This window comes from Bifidobacterium asteroides (assembly GCF_048001765.1).
Lineage (GTDB): Bacteria > Actinomycetota > Actinomycetes > Actinomycetales > Bifidobacteriaceae > Bombiscardovia > Bombiscardovia asteroides_K.
Genome location: NZ_CP181447.1, coordinates 259,291 through 276,204, shown reverse-complemented (window position 1 = coordinate 276,204; position 16,914 = coordinate 259,291). Strand labels below are relative to the sequence as shown.

At 60.4% G+C, this 16,914-nt stretch carries 11 protein-coding genes; 6 read left to right on the top strand and 5 right to left on the bottom strand.

The features are described 5' to 3' along the window. Positions 1-51: 51 nt before the first annotated feature. The 4 genes from ACNAOV_RS01005 to ACNAOV_RS00990 form a co-directional block, all read right to left on the bottom strand. Positions 52-822 carry an MIP/aquaporin family protein gene (locus ACNAOV_RS01005; protein WP_416517592.1) on the bottom strand — a complete coding sequence of 257 codons (771 nt, stop codon included), beginning with the start codon at positions 820-822 and terminating at the stop codon, positions 52-54. After that, entirely contained in the window at positions 819-2,453 is a 1,635-nt protein-coding gene (locus ACNAOV_RS01000) for a glycoside hydrolase family 43 protein (RefSeq protein ID WP_416517591.1), read from the bottom strand. Before ACNAOV_RS01000 ends, ACNAOV_RS01005 begins: the two co-directional genes overlap by 4 nt. Positions 2,454-2,466: 13 nt before the next feature. After that, positions 2,467-4,314: an alpha-glucuronidase gene (locus ACNAOV_RS00995; protein WP_416517590.1), complete on the bottom strand. Its 1,848-nt coding sequence runs from the start codon at positions 4,312-4,314 to the stop codon at positions 2,467-2,469. 797 nt (positions 4,315-5,111) lie between these two features. Next, positions 5,112-8,606, bottom strand: coding sequence for an SNF2-related protein (locus tag ACNAOV_RS00990; RefSeq protein ID WP_416517589.1), 3,495 nt, complete (start codon positions 8,604-8,606; stop codon positions 5,112-5,114). A gap of 160 nt (positions 8,607-8,766) precedes the next feature. Here ACNAOV_RS00990 and ACNAOV_RS00985 point away from each other — a divergent pair, with 160 nt between their 5' ends. The 4 genes from ACNAOV_RS00985 (at position 8,767) to ACNAOV_RS00970 (ending at position 13,532) form a co-directional block, all read left to right on the top strand. Continuing rightward, on the top strand, positions 8,767-10,239 hold the full coding sequence (locus ACNAOV_RS00985; protein ID WP_416517588.1) for a DHA2 family efflux MFS transporter permease subunit: 1,473 nt from the start codon (positions 8,767-8,769) through the stop codon (positions 10,237-10,239). A gap of 101 nt (positions 10,240-10,340) precedes the next feature. Further along, on the top strand, positions 10,341-11,576 hold the full coding sequence (locus ACNAOV_RS00980) for an FtsX-like permease family protein (protein ID WP_416517587.1): 1,236 nt from the start codon (positions 10,341-10,343) through the stop codon (positions 11,574-11,576). Continuing rightward, a complete protein-coding gene (locus ACNAOV_RS00975) occupies positions 11,573-12,568 on the top strand; it encodes an ATP-binding cassette domain-containing protein (RefSeq protein WP_416517586.1) in 996 nt (331 codons plus the stop codon). The genes ACNAOV_RS00980 and ACNAOV_RS00975 overlap by 4 nt, the downstream gene beginning before the upstream one ends. Positions 12,569-12,650: 82 nt before the next feature. Then, complete coding sequence (locus tag ACNAOV_RS00970) at positions 12,651-13,532, top strand: hypothetical protein (protein ID WP_416517585.1); 882 nt, start codon at positions 12,651-12,653, stop codon at positions 13,530-13,532. On the opposite strand, the gene ACNAOV_RS00965 is transcribed toward ACNAOV_RS00970, so the two are convergent. Beyond that, positions 13,511-14,176 carry an HD domain-containing protein gene (locus ACNAOV_RS00965; protein WP_416517584.1) on the bottom strand — a complete coding sequence of 222 codons (666 nt, stop codon included), beginning with the start codon at positions 14,174-14,176 and terminating at the stop codon, positions 13,511-13,513. The genes ACNAOV_RS00970 and ACNAOV_RS00965 overlap by 22 nt on opposite strands. A gap of 233 nt (positions 14,177-14,409) precedes the next feature. Here ACNAOV_RS00965 and zwf point away from each other — a divergent pair, with 233 nt between their 5' ends. After that, a complete protein-coding gene (zwf, locus tag ACNAOV_RS00960; protein ID WP_416518112.1) occupies positions 14,410-15,891 on the top strand; it encodes a glucose-6-phosphate dehydrogenase in 1,482 nt (493 codons plus the stop codon). Further along, positions 15,888-16,895 (top strand): glucose-6-phosphate dehydrogenase assembly protein OpcA, encoded by a 1,008-nt coding sequence (locus ACNAOV_RS00955; protein WP_416517583.1) that lies wholly within the window; start codon positions 15,888-15,890, stop codon positions 16,893-16,895. Before zwf ends, ACNAOV_RS00955 begins: the two co-directional genes overlap by 4 nt. The last annotated feature ends 19 nt before the right edge of the window (positions 16,896-16,914 follow it).

Here is a 16,914-nt window from a genome sequence, read left to right as displayed (position 1 = left end):
TCCTGTCGTAATAACCCCCTGACAGGGCCAGGGGCTTTTCCATGTCGACGATCAAGGCAGAAGCCCCATCCAGGCAGGAGCTAGCACACCGATGCAGGCTCCGACGATCGGCCCGACAAAGGGTATCCAGGCGTAGCTCCAGTCCGCATCCTTCTTGCCGGACATGGGCAGAAGGCAGTAAGCCAATCGGGCGGAAAAGTCACGAGCAGGATTCATGGCCGCACCAGAAACCCCTCCCAGGGCCATAACCAGAACCGTGATGACCAGGGCCACGCCCAGCGGCCCGACTTGCGTAGGAGTCCCACCATTGAGGAAAACCCAGGAAACCAGGATGGCCGTGCCGATGGCCTCCGATGTCAGATTCCAGAAATTCGAACGTATGGCCGGCTTGGTGCAGAAAATCATGAGTTTGGTATCTGTATCGGTCGAAAGTTCGAAATGCTTGCGAGTGCCCAGGTAGCCCAGACAGGAACCTAAGAAAGCCCCAAGGAACTGGGCGGAAATGAAGATGGCCACATTGGCCATGGTGACCGGAATGCCACCCTTGCCCATTGCCAGGCCGTTCAGGGTCGCCTGTGGGTCAATCCAGTGACCGACCACCCTGGCCAGGGTCACCGCCGGATTCAGATGGCCGCCCGTTCTCCACCCCGCATATACGCCTACATAGACAGCAAGACCCCAGCCCAACGACGCGTTGACCCAGTCGGCTCGATAGGCCCCCGTCTTGGGGAGCGACCTACTGGCGGCAACCATGACCGCGATGGCCATCATAAGGGCGGTGCCCATGAACTCCGAGCAGAACATCTGCACACCGCTGATCATGGTTTCTCCTTTAGCTCCCTGTAATCAAAGGAGCTGAAAGTGGCCAGGCTCCCATAACCCGAATAATCAACCGCTGCCAAGCCGACAAAACCACCGGTGAAGTAACCGTCAATCTGCTTATACACATGGTCGTCCGAAAGGACTGCCGCATCCAGGATAACCGGAACCGTGGCCCAGTGACGACCATCGAATGAGTATTGATAGGAGTAGGACGAGGTGCGGACTTTGGTTTTGAACCAGACATGAGCGCCCGTAGGCACAGGAATTGCTTCATCCTTGAGGTATGAGACGTAACGATTTCCATCAGATTGGGCGACCTCAATCACCCGCGTGCTACGCCTTTCGTCCCAGGTGACAAATATCCAACTGAAATTTGCGTCGCTGTAGTAGTTGGTCAACCCCGCCATAGCCTGATAGGACCTCGGTTCGAAATCCATCCGCACCTGAGCGTCGAAGTCGAAGGCCTGCCAGCGTCTGGCCACCAGAGACAAGTCAAAAAGATTATGCAGCGACCCCTGGCCCCTCAAGCGGAGGGAGCCTGCACCCACTGAGCCCATTTTTTCATTGAAGGGCACCCGTAATGTACACCAATCCGGACCAAGCGTATCCGATTCGAAATCATCATGCTGATGGACCTCCTCGTGCTTTTGCGAAGACACTGGGGCATCTCTAGGAGCCTCCACATACCGACTGCCTCCGTGGCCTCCCTGGATGTGAGGCCATCCGTCCTCGTCCCACTCCACCTTCTGGATGGATGTCTCGCGACCTAAGGTGCACCACCCTCGAGGATCCACGACCGACTCCTGGGGTCGGTGCCAGGGACGAGCGCACAACGATGCGTAATACCACTCTCCCATGGGGGTGTCCACCAGCGATCCATGCCCCTGCTTCTGCAGGTAGGACCGTGGGGTATCGAAATTGCTCAGGAAAGGCTCATCGCCCGGCATGGTTTCGAAAGAGTCAGCCTGAAGCGTCCGCGAACGAGAGACGGTCTCTTGATGAGAGAAAGTCGTGCCCCCCTCGGCCGCGAACAAGTAGTACCACCCATTGATCTTGTAAAGATGAGGGCCTTCAGACAACCTGACATCCGTTCCCCTCCATATGGTTCTGGATGTCTCAGGCAACAACCGCATGGTGGATGTGTCGAATTCAGTCAGTGTTATTCCATCGAAGTGATGATGATACTCACGATGATCCCAGGTCTGCTGAATCAGATACTTTCTGCCGTCATCGTCGTGGAAGAGGGACGCGTCGAACCCCACATAGTTGATGGGCACTGGATCGGTCCAGGGTCCTTCTATGCGCTCGGCGCTGGTCAGATAGTTGGTGCCATCCTTGAAGGTGCCCGTGACGGTCTTGATATCCGAGAAGACCAGCCAAAACCGTCCATCGGAATAGGAGAGGTCAGGAGCCCAGACGCCGCCCGAGGAGGGGTCGCCACGCAGATTGACCATTCTCTCGGAATTCAGGATGCTGGTCACATATTGCCAATGGACCATGTCACGTGAAGAATGGACGCGTACGCCGGGAAACCACTCGAATGTGGAAGTGGCTATATAGTAGGTGTCCCCAACACGAATCATGGATGGATCAGGATGGAAGCCCTTTAACACCGGATTGTCAATGATCATCTGTATTTCCCCCTTATGCGTAAATCTTGCGGCCGAGCCTGTCGGGCACTCCGCTCATGCGATGGAAGTATGTGTTTATCTGATCGCGCCATTCGACTGCGTCGGTTTTCTGCGCCTGGAGTCTGTCTGCCACGTTCTCCCAGTCAGCCTGGGGAATCGAGCCTTTGACTTTCTTCCAAAGCGTTATATATCGCTCAACCTCCTTTACGCCTTCGAAATGGGAACTGTAGATGTGCTGGATGAGCGTCTGCCCATCATGAAGCACGTGGTCATAAGGCAGATGGTGAAAGAAGAGCAGCAGATCCTCCGGGGTTGTTTCCGCATGCTCGAACCGCTCCTCAAGAGCCTGATGATACTGGGCCGTAAAGCCTGTCCCAGTTGATTGCGTTCGGTCCACGCCGATTCCGTCTCGGTCAGCAAAATGATACGTGCCCCACCTATCGTATTCATATCCGTTCACGTCCACGCCATAGTGCAAACCGGGCTTGACCATGAACCCTACGCCCAGAGGAGCGGTGTAGTTCTTGAAGGTCTTGTTCGAAGTGAGCATGATCTCACTGACGGCCTCCCTTGCCGGACCGCGCAAATCAGGAAAGGTGAGCGTCATCCATTCATCCAGAATGGAGCCAGCCGTTGCATCGGGATCCCAGCACATACGACCGAACCCGTAAAGGTTGGCCTGAGCCAGGGTGTTTCCTGTCCAGTTGTCATCCATGCCCACATTGCTGACTCCTGCGAAACCCGTATGAGCGGAAACCAGGCACAGCTTCGGGACCACTGCCTTGACACGTGCATCAACCTGTGGGGCACAGGTATCCCAATTGGTCATTGCCAGCCACTGCGGCAGAACATAGTTGACGTCAATCTGCTGCCCTAGGTATTCAGCGGTGATTTGGAACTCGATCATAAGATTCGTATGGGTCATGCGACCTATCAAAGGGTTGGCAGGCTCGCTGACCTGGAAATCGATGGGGCCGAATTTGACCTGGAGAACGACATTTTCAGCAAACAGCCCGTCAAGACCGATGAAATTCTCATATGCGGATTTGGCCCTATCCAGGCTCCTATCCCTCCAGTCCTGATTGCAGTCATAGACAAAAGCTCTCCATATGACAAGGCCGCCGTGCCTGGACAGGGGTCGAGCCAGCATATTCGCCCCATCGACGTGTGTGCGCCCGTACCGCGTGGGGCCCGGTTCTCCTTCAGCATCCGCTTTGACCAGAAAACCGCCGAAGGCGGGAATACGCTGATATATATCAGCGACTGTCTTTTCCCACCAAGCCGAGACCTCATCAGCAAGGGGGTCCGCCGTGGACAGACCGCCGACATCGATGGGCGAAGCAAAGTTCACCGACAGGAAGACCCGAATGCCGAATTGCCCGAAGATGTCGGCGAGCACTGCAACCCGGTCGAGGTATGGTTTGACAATCAGTTTCTTGGCCTCGCCTCGCACATTCACATTGTTCAAAGCTATGGCATTGATACCGATTGATGCCAGAAGACGTGCATAGGCGGTCACCCTTGCCAGATCACCTCGGAAGGGATCGTCCTGGTGCCGATCAGGAAAATTACGGAAATCAGCATGGCTATTAGAACCCAGAACGCCGAAAAAGATGGATTCGCCTGCATACCCGCGCTCAACCGAGCCATCCGTCTGATCCCAGTGATCGATCATTCTCAACGCCTGATTCGGCACTGACTCAAAGTCATCGATCTGCTGCCCGCATGCCTTTCTGCGCATCCATCCGTATAGGCCATAGAGGAGGGCCGTGGCCGTATTGCCTTCGATGCAGACACAATCCCCCTCTGTGTGGATGCGATAGGCCCCGTCCCGTTCTGCAGGTAGGGCAGCGGAATTCATTATGAAGACCAAATCCGCGCACTGCCGGTCAGCCGCTTGGCTAGCCCCGAAGAAATCAAGCAGTTCTCTATATATGCGCGCCGCGACAGGATCTTGAAAATCAAGACCTTCAATATAGAACCTGCGGGTGCCGACTATGGGTCTTATGACTTTTGGCGATAGCCACATGGGCTCAAACATGCTCATTCCTTCTTCGCTGCAGTAACTCGCATAATTTATAACGTAACTTTCGATATCAATACCGTAAATTTATTATAGTCCCGCCCTAAACAAGTAAGATTGCGACGACGGAAACAACACAAAAGAATCCGTCCTTTTGGCATGGAACTAGATAGGGGAGAAGACTGAATTCGGCAGGATGACAATCTACATCTCAACCACGGTCAGCACACAAGGAAACCAGAAATGTCCAAATGGCAAGCAAATTACATCTCCGATAATGAAATATGATCCTGCGAAAATCAAGCCGCATGCTGTAAACGAATATATCCAAGAATAAAACCCAATAGGCCAGGACATAGCAACCATTGGCAGACGAAAGAGGCCCGATTATTGTGATGCTCGACCTCATCGAGCGCTAATGCAGGGGGGCAAGAATAAGCACAAGCGGATCTCTATCAATCTTTGCCGCGTCATCCAAACAGTTGGCTTACGCCTCATATGAATATGAATCAATAAAAAGCCTAGGACTCCCAATCAGTGGAAGTCTGCCGCTTCTGCTCCGACTCCCAGGTATTCGTCAAACTCGCCATCGATGACACTGCGTATACAGACTGTCAACGCCCAGTCCAAGCCGCTCAACCCAACAGGGCCAGGAGGTCTTTTCTGCTCAGTCTTGCCACGCTGGAAGCGCCGGTGGAGGCGGCGGAATCGACAAAGCGCGATGCCAGGTCGCTCTTGCTGTGCTGCAGGTTGAGGATGCGTTCCTCTATGGTGTCCTTGGCTACGACCTGATAGACGTTGACGTCCTGGGTCTGGCCGATCCTGTGGGCGCGGTCGTTGGCCTGCTCCTGGGCAGCGGCGTTCCACCAGGGGTCCGCATGGACCACTACACAGGCTCCGGTCAGGTTGAGCCCGGTGTTGCCGGCCTTCAGGGAGATCAGAAAAACCGGCGTGGCATCCCTATTGAACTGTTCCACCAGCTCCAGCCGCCTCTTCTTGGATGTGGCGCCGGTGATCAGGTCGTAAGGCACATCCAGCCGACGGAGCCGCTGGGCTATCAGGTCCAGGTAGGAGGTGAACTGGGAGAAGATCAGCATCTTACGCCCGGCATCCTGGCAGGAGACCACCAGATCCTCGATGGCATCCAGTTTGGCCGACTCGCCGCGCCGGTCCCGACCCTGATCCTGGTAGACCAGACGCGGATCGCAGCAAACCTCCCGCAGCCTGGTCAGCTGGGCCAGCACCTGGATTTTACCGACCTCGTACTCCTGATCCCTTTCCTTGTTGAGCGTGGCCCTCAGCTCCTGCTCCAGAGCCGCATAAAGCTTGCGCTGACGACCCTGCAGGGGCACGCTGATCACGTTTTCGATCTTCTCGGGCAGATCCGTCAGCACCTGTGACTTCAGCCGGCGCAGGATGAATGGTCCAACCAGGGCCTGGAGCCGGGACTGGGCATCCTGATCGCCGCTGAGTATGGGCATTTCGAAGCGGTCCCTGAACCGGGAGTAGGGACCCAACATCCCCGGCATCAGGAAGTCGAAGATGCTCCAAAGCTCAGACAGACGATTTTCGATGGGTGTACCGGTCAGAGCGAACCGATGCAGACTGTCCAGAGCGCGTACGGCCCGAGCTGCCTTGGTGGCATGGTTTTTGATGTACTGGGCCTCATCCAAGACCAAGGCATACCAGGGCAGACTCCTATACCGGTCCAGGTCCCTCCTGAGCAGATCGTATGAAGTAATCAGCAAGTCGTAGGACCTGGCCTGATCCAGCAAAGTCTGACGCTGGCTGCGCCCCCCGGCCAGGACCGCCACCCGCAGATCCGGTGTAAAACGACGACACTCGGCCTCCCAGTTGTAGACCAAGGAGGCCGGGCAGACAATCAGCGAAGGCCCTCGATCCCTGGCCTGATTCCGACGGGAGAGCAGGTAGGCCAGCATCTGTATGGTCTTGCCAAGGCCCATCTCGTCGGCCAGGATGCCACCGAATCCACGGTCGCTCAGAGTGCACAGCCAACGCAACCCTTCGACCTGGTAGGGTCTGAGCTGCCCCTGCAACCCGTCAGGGACCTTGAACCCCTGAGGATCAGGCTTGCGCTCCTTCAGGTAATCGCGGAAGCTGGAATCGCGGTCCTGCTCAGGCACCAGTGCATCCAGGTAGCCGAGCTGGAATTCGGGCACCCGGACCGGCCCCTTGACCAGATCAGCCGGGTCGATGCCCAGGTCTTCAGCCAGGGTGTCGACAGCCTCGGTATTCAGATCAGCCAGCTCGACGAAGGCCCCGTTGCTCAGACGATGGAAACGCCGACGACGGCGATAGTCAGCCAGGATGGCAGCGGCCTCATCGGGCCGGACCTCATCGGCAATGGGCGAGATCTCGACCAGGCCGGATCGCACCCGCACACCCACGCGGATCTGCGGATGAGAGACGACGCTGAGCCCGTCGAAGGCCGGGGTTGAAAAGACTCGTCCCAGGCCCTTGAGCACGGGCAGGCCCCGGGTCAGCAGGGTATGTATAGCCTCCTCGTTCTCTTCGGGGATGCGCGCCAACCCATCCTCCATCAAGGGGAAATAGCGTCGGACCGTCTGCCGGGCCAAGGATTCGCTCTCCCGATCCCTGCCGGGTTCATCCTCCGAGGCGGGGTCAGCGCCGACGGACAGAAGACGATCCCCATAGCGTGCCTTGAGGTCGCAGCTGACCCCCTGCCGATCCCTGTCCAAGTAAAGCTCGATCCTGCAGGGCGGCCGCCGCCGGGCATCCAGCTCCTCGGGCAGACTGGCGGAGAGCCCAGATCCTTCCTGGGCACCCTGGTCCAGGTCGGGCAGAACGGTCCGGGCGAACAGGTCCAGGTCGTCTTCATCCAGATGCAGATCTCGATCCTCGCCAGGGCGGCAGAGAGTCTCCAACAGGTCCCGATGACGCATGAAACGCGTGCTGCAACGGTGGATGACCGGCCCCGGATCCAGCCCCAGGCCAGGCTGCGAGGGGCGCACAATAACGAAGGAAGAAGCCTGGCCTACGATGAAGCATTCCACGGCCAGGGCATGGGTGATTCGGTAACCGTCCGCCTCCTTGCTGACCGCAATGCCGGGGTCTGGGTCTCCGTCGACCACGGGGGCAGGCATGGTCTGCAGGAAGGAGTCCTCGGGAGGCGTGTAATCCAGGGTGAGCCCGGAATCCACGAACAGATCGAGGATCTGCGCTACCTCGTCGTCGCTGAGTCGAATCCCCGCCAATCCTGCACGTGTAAGACGGCGGCGCATGCCCCCCTCCTGTTCAGCCAGGCTGCGGCGGATGGCGCCGGCCCTTTCCAGAATGGTCAGCAGAGCCTGGGCCCGGTCATCAAAGGTGTCACGAGAATGAATGAAGGCCAGCCGCCGTCCGTAAGACATGAATTCGCCCTGGTCCACAGCGCGCAGCAGGGCCGGCAGATCCTTGACCAGGTAGGCGACCCCGTGGGAGGACAGGGTGATGTGCAGGCGGACCAGCCAGCCGCCGCGCTCACTGGTCAGATCGGGAATCAGCCCGACTGAGCCAATGGGCAGGTGACGGCCTCCGACCGGTCCGTTCTCTTGCTTGAGCAGGCTCAGTTGGCGGTCACGAAAAGACTGCCGACGCCGACCCTCCTGCCGGTGCATATAGGCCGCCAGGGGCCCTGAGGTCGATCGGGTGGACCGGGATCGACCCTGGTCACCGGTCCAGTCATCCGATCCTACAAAGGACTGGCTGGATTCGTTGTAGGCCATGATCAGGGCGACTACATGCTTGCATGCAGGACCCTGGCGCCCAAAGGCCCGGCAAGTGCATGAGGAGTCGATGACCCGATGGGCCTGCTCGTCCAGCCGAGCCTGAACCATGCAGTCGCCATCCGGCTGATAGGTGGCAGGCACACGACCCTTGAGAACGGTCAAAGCTCCCAGGTGCCGCAGGCGCAGGTCTGTAAAGCGGCGGTCATCCAGCAGTTGATGGGCACGGAAGTAGGCCTTGCCGCCCAATCGACGCAGAGCGGCGTCAGAGATGGTGTCCGGGTCGCCGAAGGTCCGCCCCTCCTCCTCGTCGCCCGGATCATAGAAACCATGACCTGCTGAACCAACGGCTCTTGACCCGTAGACCGTTGCATGCCAATCCACACGCACCCTCCTTGTGGTCTCTGACGACCATTCCCGAGCATAACCTTTTCCATCCCGATGCGGCACGCCTTCGGCGAAGCGAGTAGACATGCCGACTTACGAAAAAATGACCGCCTCCCTAAGATGGCGTGCTGTTTGTCTGAAGAAGGAGATCATTATCGTGCAAAACACGTCCACCTCTGCCTCCGTTCACCGGTCACGCCCGGCCGTCCCCCATCCCTGGCCGGCCATCGCCGCGCTGATGATCGGGGCCTTCGTGGGCATGCTGAGTGAAACCTCGCTCAATATCGCCCTGCCCAACCTGATGGAGAGCTTCCAAATCCCCGCTGCCACCGTGCAGTGGCTGGTCACGGGATACATGCTGGTCATCGGCATTGTCCTGCCCTTCTCCAGCCTGATCTCCAAGTGGTTCACCACCAGGCAGACCGTGATCTTCGGCCTGGTCGCCTTCCTGGCGGGCTCAGTGATCTCGGCCATGGCCCCCACCTTCCCTGTCCTTCTGACGGGACGGCTGATCCAGGGCATCGGCACCGGCCTGATCCTGCCGCTCATGTTCACCGTGGCCATGCTGATCTTTCCGCCGACCAGACTGGGCACGGTCATGGGCATGTGCGCCCTGGTCATCATGTTCGCCCCCGCCATCGGCCCGACCCTGACCGGAATCATCCTGGGCAAGCTGACCTGGCACTGGATCTTCTGGTTCTTCACCCCCTTCCTGGTTGTGGCCCTGATTTTCGCCGTCTGCTTCCTGAAGAACGTGGGAACCATCACCCACCAGCGGCCCGACCTGGCCTCGATTCTGGAGTCCATTGTCGGCTTCGGCGGACTGGTGGCAGGCGTCAGCCTGGCCAGCCGGTACGGATGGCTCTCCCCGGTCACCCTGATCATCCTGGTCGTGGCCCTAGTAGCCCTGGTCCTCTATATTCGTCGTCAGCTGGGCCTGGAGCACCCGGTGCTCAACCTGCGCATCTTCTCCATCCCAGCCTTCCGCTACGGTGCCACCCTGGTCATGCTTGACTTCGCAGTCATCCTCTCCTCCATGTATCTGCTGCCCCAGTTCCTGCAGCGGGGGCTGCTCCTGCCCGTGGCCATGACCGGCATCCTTATGCTGCCCGGCGGCGCCATCAACGCCCTGGTCTCAGCCTTCGCCGGACGGCTCTATGACGGCTTCGGGGCCCGAATTCCCGTCCGTTGCGGATTCCTTGTCGCACTGGTGGGTACGGTCATTCTCCTGTTCACCGGCCCGCACACCCCTGTGGCCCTGGTGGTGGCTGCCCACATCATCCTCATGATCGGCTGCCCGCTGGCCATGTCGCCAGCCCAGACCTACGCACTCAACTCTCTGAGCGGCCCGCAGTCCGGCGACGGCAGCACCATCATCAACACCATGCAGCAGATTGTAGGAGCCGTGGCCACGGCAATCACCACCTCCCTGCTGGCCATGGGCGAGGGGCATGCAGCCGGAGCCGATAAAGCCCAGGCCTTCACCAGGGGCACCCACTACGGATTGATCTTCACCCTGGTGCTGATTCTGGCCGCTCTGGCCGTCTCCCTTAAGGTGCGCAACTTCTCCCACGCCGACCTGGCAGAGGCCGAGCAGGACATTCAGCAAGCTCCAAGTTCGCACCGCTAGCTTGGGAACGTCCCTGGCTAGACTGGAGGACGGCGACCGGACTTAAGGCCCGCCATCGTGGGCCGCCCGGTCATCCCTGGAACGCTATCAGGAAGGGTGTCATGTTCGTTCTCAAGAACGCCTGGTTCACCATCAGGCGGCATGCGGCGCGGAGCCTGGTCATGGTTCTGGCCTGCCTGGTCGTGACGGCGCTGGCCACGACGGCGGCCACCGTGCTCCAGGCTGACACCAAGGCACGTACCACCGACTACGAATCCCAAGAGGTGGATGCCGTCATCAGCCCGCGCAAGGGAACCAAGGCCTCTCCCCTGGGCTGGAACGAGTATTCCAAATACGCCCAGCGCCTGCAGATGGATGCCGTGCAGTACAAGGCCTACTTCCATGAGACTGCGAACATCAGCCCGGAGGGGCTGCCTCAGTCAGGCACCTACTCCCTGGTGGGCGTCTCCGACAAGGCAGCCGAACCCACCCTGCCTCACGGCCCCTTCGTGCTGGACCAGGGCAGGGGGCTGGACTACGCCTCACAGAATACCTCCGGCACCCAGACCGTGCTGATCTCCAAGCAGATGGCACAGGCCAACAAGCTCAAGGTGGGCGATACCCTGACCATCAAGGATCCCCGCCAGCAGGATCAGCAGGTCAAGCTGACCGTCTCGGGCACCTATCACTACCGCAATGCGGCCGACCAGGCAGCCAACCGGGCCATTTACACGGCCTACCCCACCTTCGCCATGCTGGGGCTGGATACGGCCAGCAAGCCAGGAGACCCTGGTCATGAACTGCTGGTGGCCTTCGTGCTGGATTCACCGAGCACCTACCAAAAGTTCATCAAGGAACTACGCAAGGACGGGCTCAAAGCCTCGCAGTACGACATCGACTCTCCCAGCCTGAAGGACTACAAGCGGCGGATGGAGCCGGTCCACCAGGCCGCCGACCAGGCGCGAACCACCATCATCCTGGCCTGCTTGCCGGGCGGGCTGATTCTGCTGGGTTGCCTCTTTCTCATGCTGCGCGGCCGCGCCAACGAAATCGGCATGGCCATCACCATCGGGGTCCACAAGGCCCGGCTGGGCTGGCAGTTCGCCCTGGAGACCCTCTTGCTCACCCTGCCCGGACTTGCCTTGGGCCTGGCTCTGGGTGCCGCAATCAGCCGACCCCTGGGCCGGTCGCTCTTCCGGCTGGGGAGCCTGGCCGGCATGCCTAATGCTGGTCTGATCTGGAAGATGATCCTGATTGGCCTGGCCGTCTGCCTGGTCCTAGCTCTGGCAGCAGCCGCCAGGGTAGCGGCCTTCCGAACCGCCCAGCTATACACCAACGACCTGGAGGACGAGGCATGAGCGAAAAGACATCAGACCAGCAGCCTAACGAGGAGTCCCAGGCAACGACTGATCAGAAACAGGCCGATCAGAAGCAAGCCGCTCAAGTAAGGACCGATACTGAGCAAAAAGCCGCCGAGAACACCAACACCGATCCGCTGCCCGAAGCCGAGGAAGAAGCAGCCACTCAGACGGGCGAAAGGTCCGAGGAGGATGATTCCTCGGACGAAGATGTCTCGCTGGCTGCCTTCAAAGTGGTTATCGAACATGAAGATGCCGAAGATCTCGATGGCGATCAGGAAGAGGACCCGCTGTCGGAGACCGAGGACCAACGTGTGCTGGTTCCTGGCGGCTACCCGGTGCTTTCCCTGAAGCACGTGGATTACACCCGCAAGGTCCAGGGTCGCCCCGAACAGATCCTGGACGATGTCGATCTGGATTTCCAACGACGCCGCATCTACTCGGTCGAGACCACCTCGCCTTCCGGACGGGCCGCTCTGATGGCTCTGATGACCGGTCTGCGAGCCCCCACCCAGGGCAGTGTGCTCTTCCGGGGCACGGACCTGCGCCAGTTGCTGGCCTCCGATTATCGCGGCCACCAGATCGGAGCCATCTTTGGCACCGATGCCCTGAGGCGCGACCTGACCGCCGTTCAGAACCTTGTTTACACAATGGATGCCAGTGGGCGCACCTTCCTGGGCCCCAAGGACACCCTGGCCCGTCAACTGCTGGACGAGGTGGGCTTCCCAGAGCGCCTACAGGAGAAGCTGACGGCAGATCTGGGCCACCTGGACTTCCGCCTGGCCTCCGTGGCCCGAGCCCTGTGCTGCGAGTGCGATGTGCTCGTCGCCGACGAACCCACCGAGGGGCTGGAACCAGGCGACTGGGACACCCTGCTGGCCACCCTGAAACGAGTCTCCCGCCGTCATGACTGCACCGTGATCATCCTGACCTCGGGCGGTTCGGACACCGTAGACGAGGGCACCTACGACGACCGGTTCATCGTCGATTGAGCCCCAACCTTCCGGACTGGAAACGGACGACACTGCACTGATTTGTTCGGTCATCACCCATGAGGAGTGGATACCCCGGGTCATGGCCGAACAAATCGATTTATGCAGCAAGGGCCCATGCCGACGGCAAGGGGTCATCCTGCATCATCACCATGGATTCGGACCCGTTCAGGAAGTCGGCGTCAAGGAAGCCATATGGATCACCCCAGGGCTATTGATCGCCCAGAACGCCTGGCTGGCATCCCATGGCCGTCCCTCCTGGGTCCTGTCATCCCCACCGACCTTGTGGCTGGATGTGCTGGACCAGTCCTTGACCGGACGCAGGATTCTGACCGTGACGGCCGAAACCATCCTGACCTGGCGCCGACTGCCATCAGGTTTGGGACAGCGCCCCTGGTCGCAGCTGGCCGCCGGCCGGGTATCGGGCCTGCCTGCAGCACGACGAACCCTTGAAGACCTGCAGGGTAATCTGCGTACAGCCCCTCCGCAATCGCTGATTCGCATCCAGACCCACTTGCCCGATGTCCATGAGGAATGGCGGGTCATCGTCGACAGTGGCAGGATTGCAGCCTCCAGCGGATACTGCCTGCATGAGGGCGAGGGCTCCCGGGCCATTACCACGGTCTTCGACGGCGCCGTCTTCGATCCTAGGCATCGAAGAATCGCCGAAGACTGTGCCCTCCAGGCAGCCAAGGGTCAATCTTCTGCACCAATCAGCGTGGATCTGGCCTTCCTCCGTGGATCGGATCGGCCTCTTGTTCTGGAGGGAAACCCGGTCTGGTGCGCAGCTCCTTACAATTACGGATCGCAGGGGATGGTCTCTTTTCTGAAAGCCGTTGCAGCCTGCCGGACCGATCCAGCCAACCCCTATCAACCGGATCCGTGGATGCTGCGCGAATTCGGCGGCCGCTTCCGCAGTTCCTGGGGTCCGGTCCGGCAGGATCAGACGATGGTCATGCCGTAGTGCTTAGCCAGGGGCTGCAGGTCCGGCACGCCGTACCGGGCCACCAGTTGCTTCCAACGGGCCAAGTTATCGGGACCATACTTGGCGGTGCGCTTGGCGGCAGTGGGCTCGGAGACGAAGATAGGTGGCTGGTGCTTGCTGTGGAACTTGTCCGCATACATGACCACCTCCTGTTCGGGATTGACCGGCACGTAATCGTCCGGCGGCAGGTTCAGATGCTCCTCCTTCACCTGGCGCCGGGTCAGCCCCACCCCGGTATGGTTGCGGGCGAACTGGGCCACCGACTCGTCCACCCCAGCGTCCAGCAGCAGGCGATAGCCCTCCAGCCCGTGCTCAATGTACCGCTCGCCCTGGAAGGTCAGGGGCCGGCCCTGTGAGCCGTCATCCTTGAGGATCCGGTAGGTGCCGATGTCGTGCAGCAGAGCACCCGTGCGGACCAGGTCACGATTCAGGGGCCGTTCGGGCAGGACCCCGTCAGGGTCATCACCACGCAGCAGGCGTTCGTTGACCTGGTCGGTCATACGCACCGCAAGGGCGGCAATAATCTGGCAGTGGGTGTATATCAGTTCATAGGCGGCTTGGGAGGGCGCATACTGACGGTGCAGGGCCTCGGCCATGGGAACATTGGGAATCATACCGACCATTCTAGGGATCCTTGCCGCAAATGTGACCTTTGCGACGCTTATGCACACTTCAGCGGATAATCAGCCCTGCCCTTCTACTGCCGACAGTACACTGGGAGCCACGGTATTTCACGAGGAGCACTATGGACACTTCACCACTTGCGCGCTCCGCCGACCAGCCCACTCCCCCTGATGAGGACGGCGGCCGACAGGCGCCCTGGCACAACCCCCTGCTGGACCCGCGCGATCTGCGCATGCCGCGCATTGCAGGACCCAGCTCATTGGTCATCTTCGGCGTCACCGGCGATCTGGCCAAGAAAAAGCTCTTGCCGGCCGTCTATGACCTGGCCAACCGGGGACTGTTGCCAGCCAGCTTCGGACTGATCGGCTTCGGGCGGCGCGACTGGAGCGACCAGCAATTCGTCGCCTTTGCGGAGGAGAACGTCCGTGCCCACTGCCGAACCCCCTTCAACGAGTCCACCTGGCGGAATTTGAGCCAGGGCATGCGCTTCGTCAAGGGCAGCTTTGACGATGCCGAAGCCTTCCGCAACCTGTCGGCCACCGTCTCTGAACTGGACCGGGTCCGGGGCACCCGTGGCAACCATGCCTTCTACATGTCGGTACCGCCCAAGGCCTTCCCCCAGGTGGCCCGCCAGCTGGCCGAGTCGGGGCTCTCCCACTCCAAGGAAGGGGCCTGGCGCCGCGTCATCATCGAGAAGCCCTTCGGCCACGACCTGGCCTCGGCCAAGGAGCTGGACCGGGTGGTCTCCGAGGTCTTCGAGCCGGATTCTGTCTTCCGCATCGACCACTACCTGGGCAAGGAGACCGTGCAGAACATCCTGGCCCTGCGCTTTGCCAACATGATGTTCGAGCCCGTCTGGAACTCCAACTACGTCTCCCACGTACAGATCACCATGGCCGAGGACATGGGCATCGGCGGCAGGGCCGGCTACTACGACGGAATCGGCGCAGCCCGGGATGTGATCCAGAACCACCTGCTGCAGCTGATGGCCCTGACGGCCATGGAGGAGCCAGTTTCCTTCTCAGCGTCGGATCTGACGGCTGAGAAGACCAAAATCCTGTCCGCTGTCCGTCTTCCCAAGGATCTGGCGGCCCACACCGCCCGAGGCCAGTACACGGCCGGCTGGCAGGGATCCCAGCACGTGGTCGGTTACCTGGACGAGGACGGGATTGACCCCTCCTCGACCACCGAGACCTATGCGGCCATCAGGCTGGATGTTGACACCCGTCGCTGGGCCGGCGTCCCCTTCTACCTGCGCACAGGCAAGCGCCTGGGCAAGCGGGTCAGCGAAATCGCCATCGTCTTCAAGCGTGCCCCCCACCTGCCCTTCGAGGCCACAGCCACCCGGGAACTGGGCGCCAACGCTGTGGTTATCCGCGTACAGCCCGATGAGGGCGTGACTATGCGCTTCGGGGCCAAGACCCCTGGCTCAGCCATGGAGGTGCGCGACGTCAACATGGACTTCTCCTACGGGCGTTCCTTCACCGAGGCCTCCCCAGAGGCCTACGAGCGGCTGATTCTGGACGTGCTCCTGGGAGACCCGCCCCTCTTCCCCACCACCGAAGAGGTCAATCTCTCCTGGAAGATCCTGGACCCCATCGAGGAGTTCTGGGCCAGACAGGGCCAACCCCAGCCTTACCGAGCCGGCACCTGGGGTCCGCGGGAGGCAGATCTGATGCTGGCCCGCGACGGATACCACTGGAGGATGCCATGATAGTCAGACTGAACAACACCACCACCTCCGCCATCGCCCGGGAGATCGACGAGCTCCACGTGGAGCGGGGAGAGGCCGCCCAGGGACGGGTGCTGACCCTGGTCATCATCACCGAACAGGCCCATCTGGAGACGGCCCTGGAGACCGTAAATGCCGCGAGCCGTGAACACCCCTGCCGGGTCATCGCCATGGTGACCGATGCCGAGGATCACCAGGCCGAGCAGGAAGCGGACCAGAGATTCGCTGCAGCACAGTCCTCTGAAGACTGCGTCTCCTACAAGAGCACCGACCATAACGGCGAGCGCACACTGGATGCCGAGATTCGCTTCGGCTCGGATGCTGGCGCCGGTGAGGTGGTGGTCCTGCGACCAGTGGGGGCCCTGCTGGACCATTCCGATGCTCTGGTCATCCCCCTCCTGGTGCCGGATGCCCCTCTGGTGGTTTGGTGGCCAACCAATCCACCCCTGGATCCCTCGCAGGATTCCATCGGGACCATGGCCGCCAGCAGAATCACCGATGCTATGGAGGCCGACGATCGCCAGGTTGCCTTCGCTGGGCTGCTGGCCCATTCGCATGCTCAGGACGTGGACCTGTCCTGGACCAGGATCACCATATGGCGGGCACAGCTGGCCTCCATGGTGCAGCAGCCACCCCACCTGCCCATCCGTTCGGTCAGAGTGACCGGCCAGGCCCACTACCTGCCATTGGAGCTCTTGGCCTCTTGGCTGGCGCTGAAACTTAAGGTGCCGGTCACCGTTGAGCGTGACCCACAGGCCCAGGCCGTCACCGGTGTCTACTTTGAACGCCCTGACGGGGTCATGAGCATGGAGCGCCACCATGATGACCAGGCCCGGATCAACCAGCCTGGGCAAGCCCCACAGACAATTTCCATGCCCCTGCGCTCTGCCGTGGACTGCATGAGCGAGGAACTGGGTCGGCTGGATCCTGACGAGGTCTATCAGGATGTCATCCACACGGGCTGGGGAATGGTCGACCACCAGTAGGCTCCCCGTAGCGACTCAA

Excerpts from the sequence above, each read along its gene's own strand:
- ACNAOV_RS01005 (WP_416517592.1), bottom strand. The coding sequence starts at position 822 with ATGATCAGCGGTGTGCAGATGTTCTGCTCGGAGTTCATGGGCACCGCC.
- ACNAOV_RS01000 (WP_416517591.1), bottom strand. The coding sequence starts at position 2,453 with ATGATCATTGACAATCCGGTGTTAAAGGGCTTCCATCCTGATCCATCC.
- ACNAOV_RS00995 (WP_416517590.1), bottom strand. The coding sequence starts at position 4,314 with ATGAATTCCGCTGCCCTACCTGCAGAACGGGACGGGGCCTATCGCATC.
- ACNAOV_RS00980 (WP_416517587.1), top strand. The coding sequence starts at position 10,341 with ATGTTCGTTCTCAAGAACGCCTGGTTCACCATCAGGCGGCATGCGGCG.
- ACNAOV_RS00975 (WP_416517586.1), top strand. The coding sequence starts at position 11,573 with ATGAGCGAAAAGACATCAGACCAGCAGCCTAACGAGGAGTCCCAGGCA.
- ACNAOV_RS00970 (WP_416517585.1), top strand. The coding sequence starts at position 12,651 with ATGGCCGAACAAATCGATTTATGCAGCAAGGGCCCATGCCGACGGCAA.
- ACNAOV_RS00965 (WP_416517584.1), bottom strand. The coding sequence starts at position 14,176 with ATGGTCGGTATGATTCCCAATGTTCCCATGGCCGAGGCCCTGCACCGT.
- zwf (WP_416518112.1), top strand. The coding sequence starts at position 14,410 with ATGCCGCGCATTGCAGGACCCAGCTCATTGGTCATCTTCGGCGTCACC.
- ACNAOV_RS00955 (WP_416517583.1), top strand. The coding sequence starts at position 15,888 with ATGATAGTCAGACTGAACAACACCACCACCTCCGCCATCGCCCGGGAG.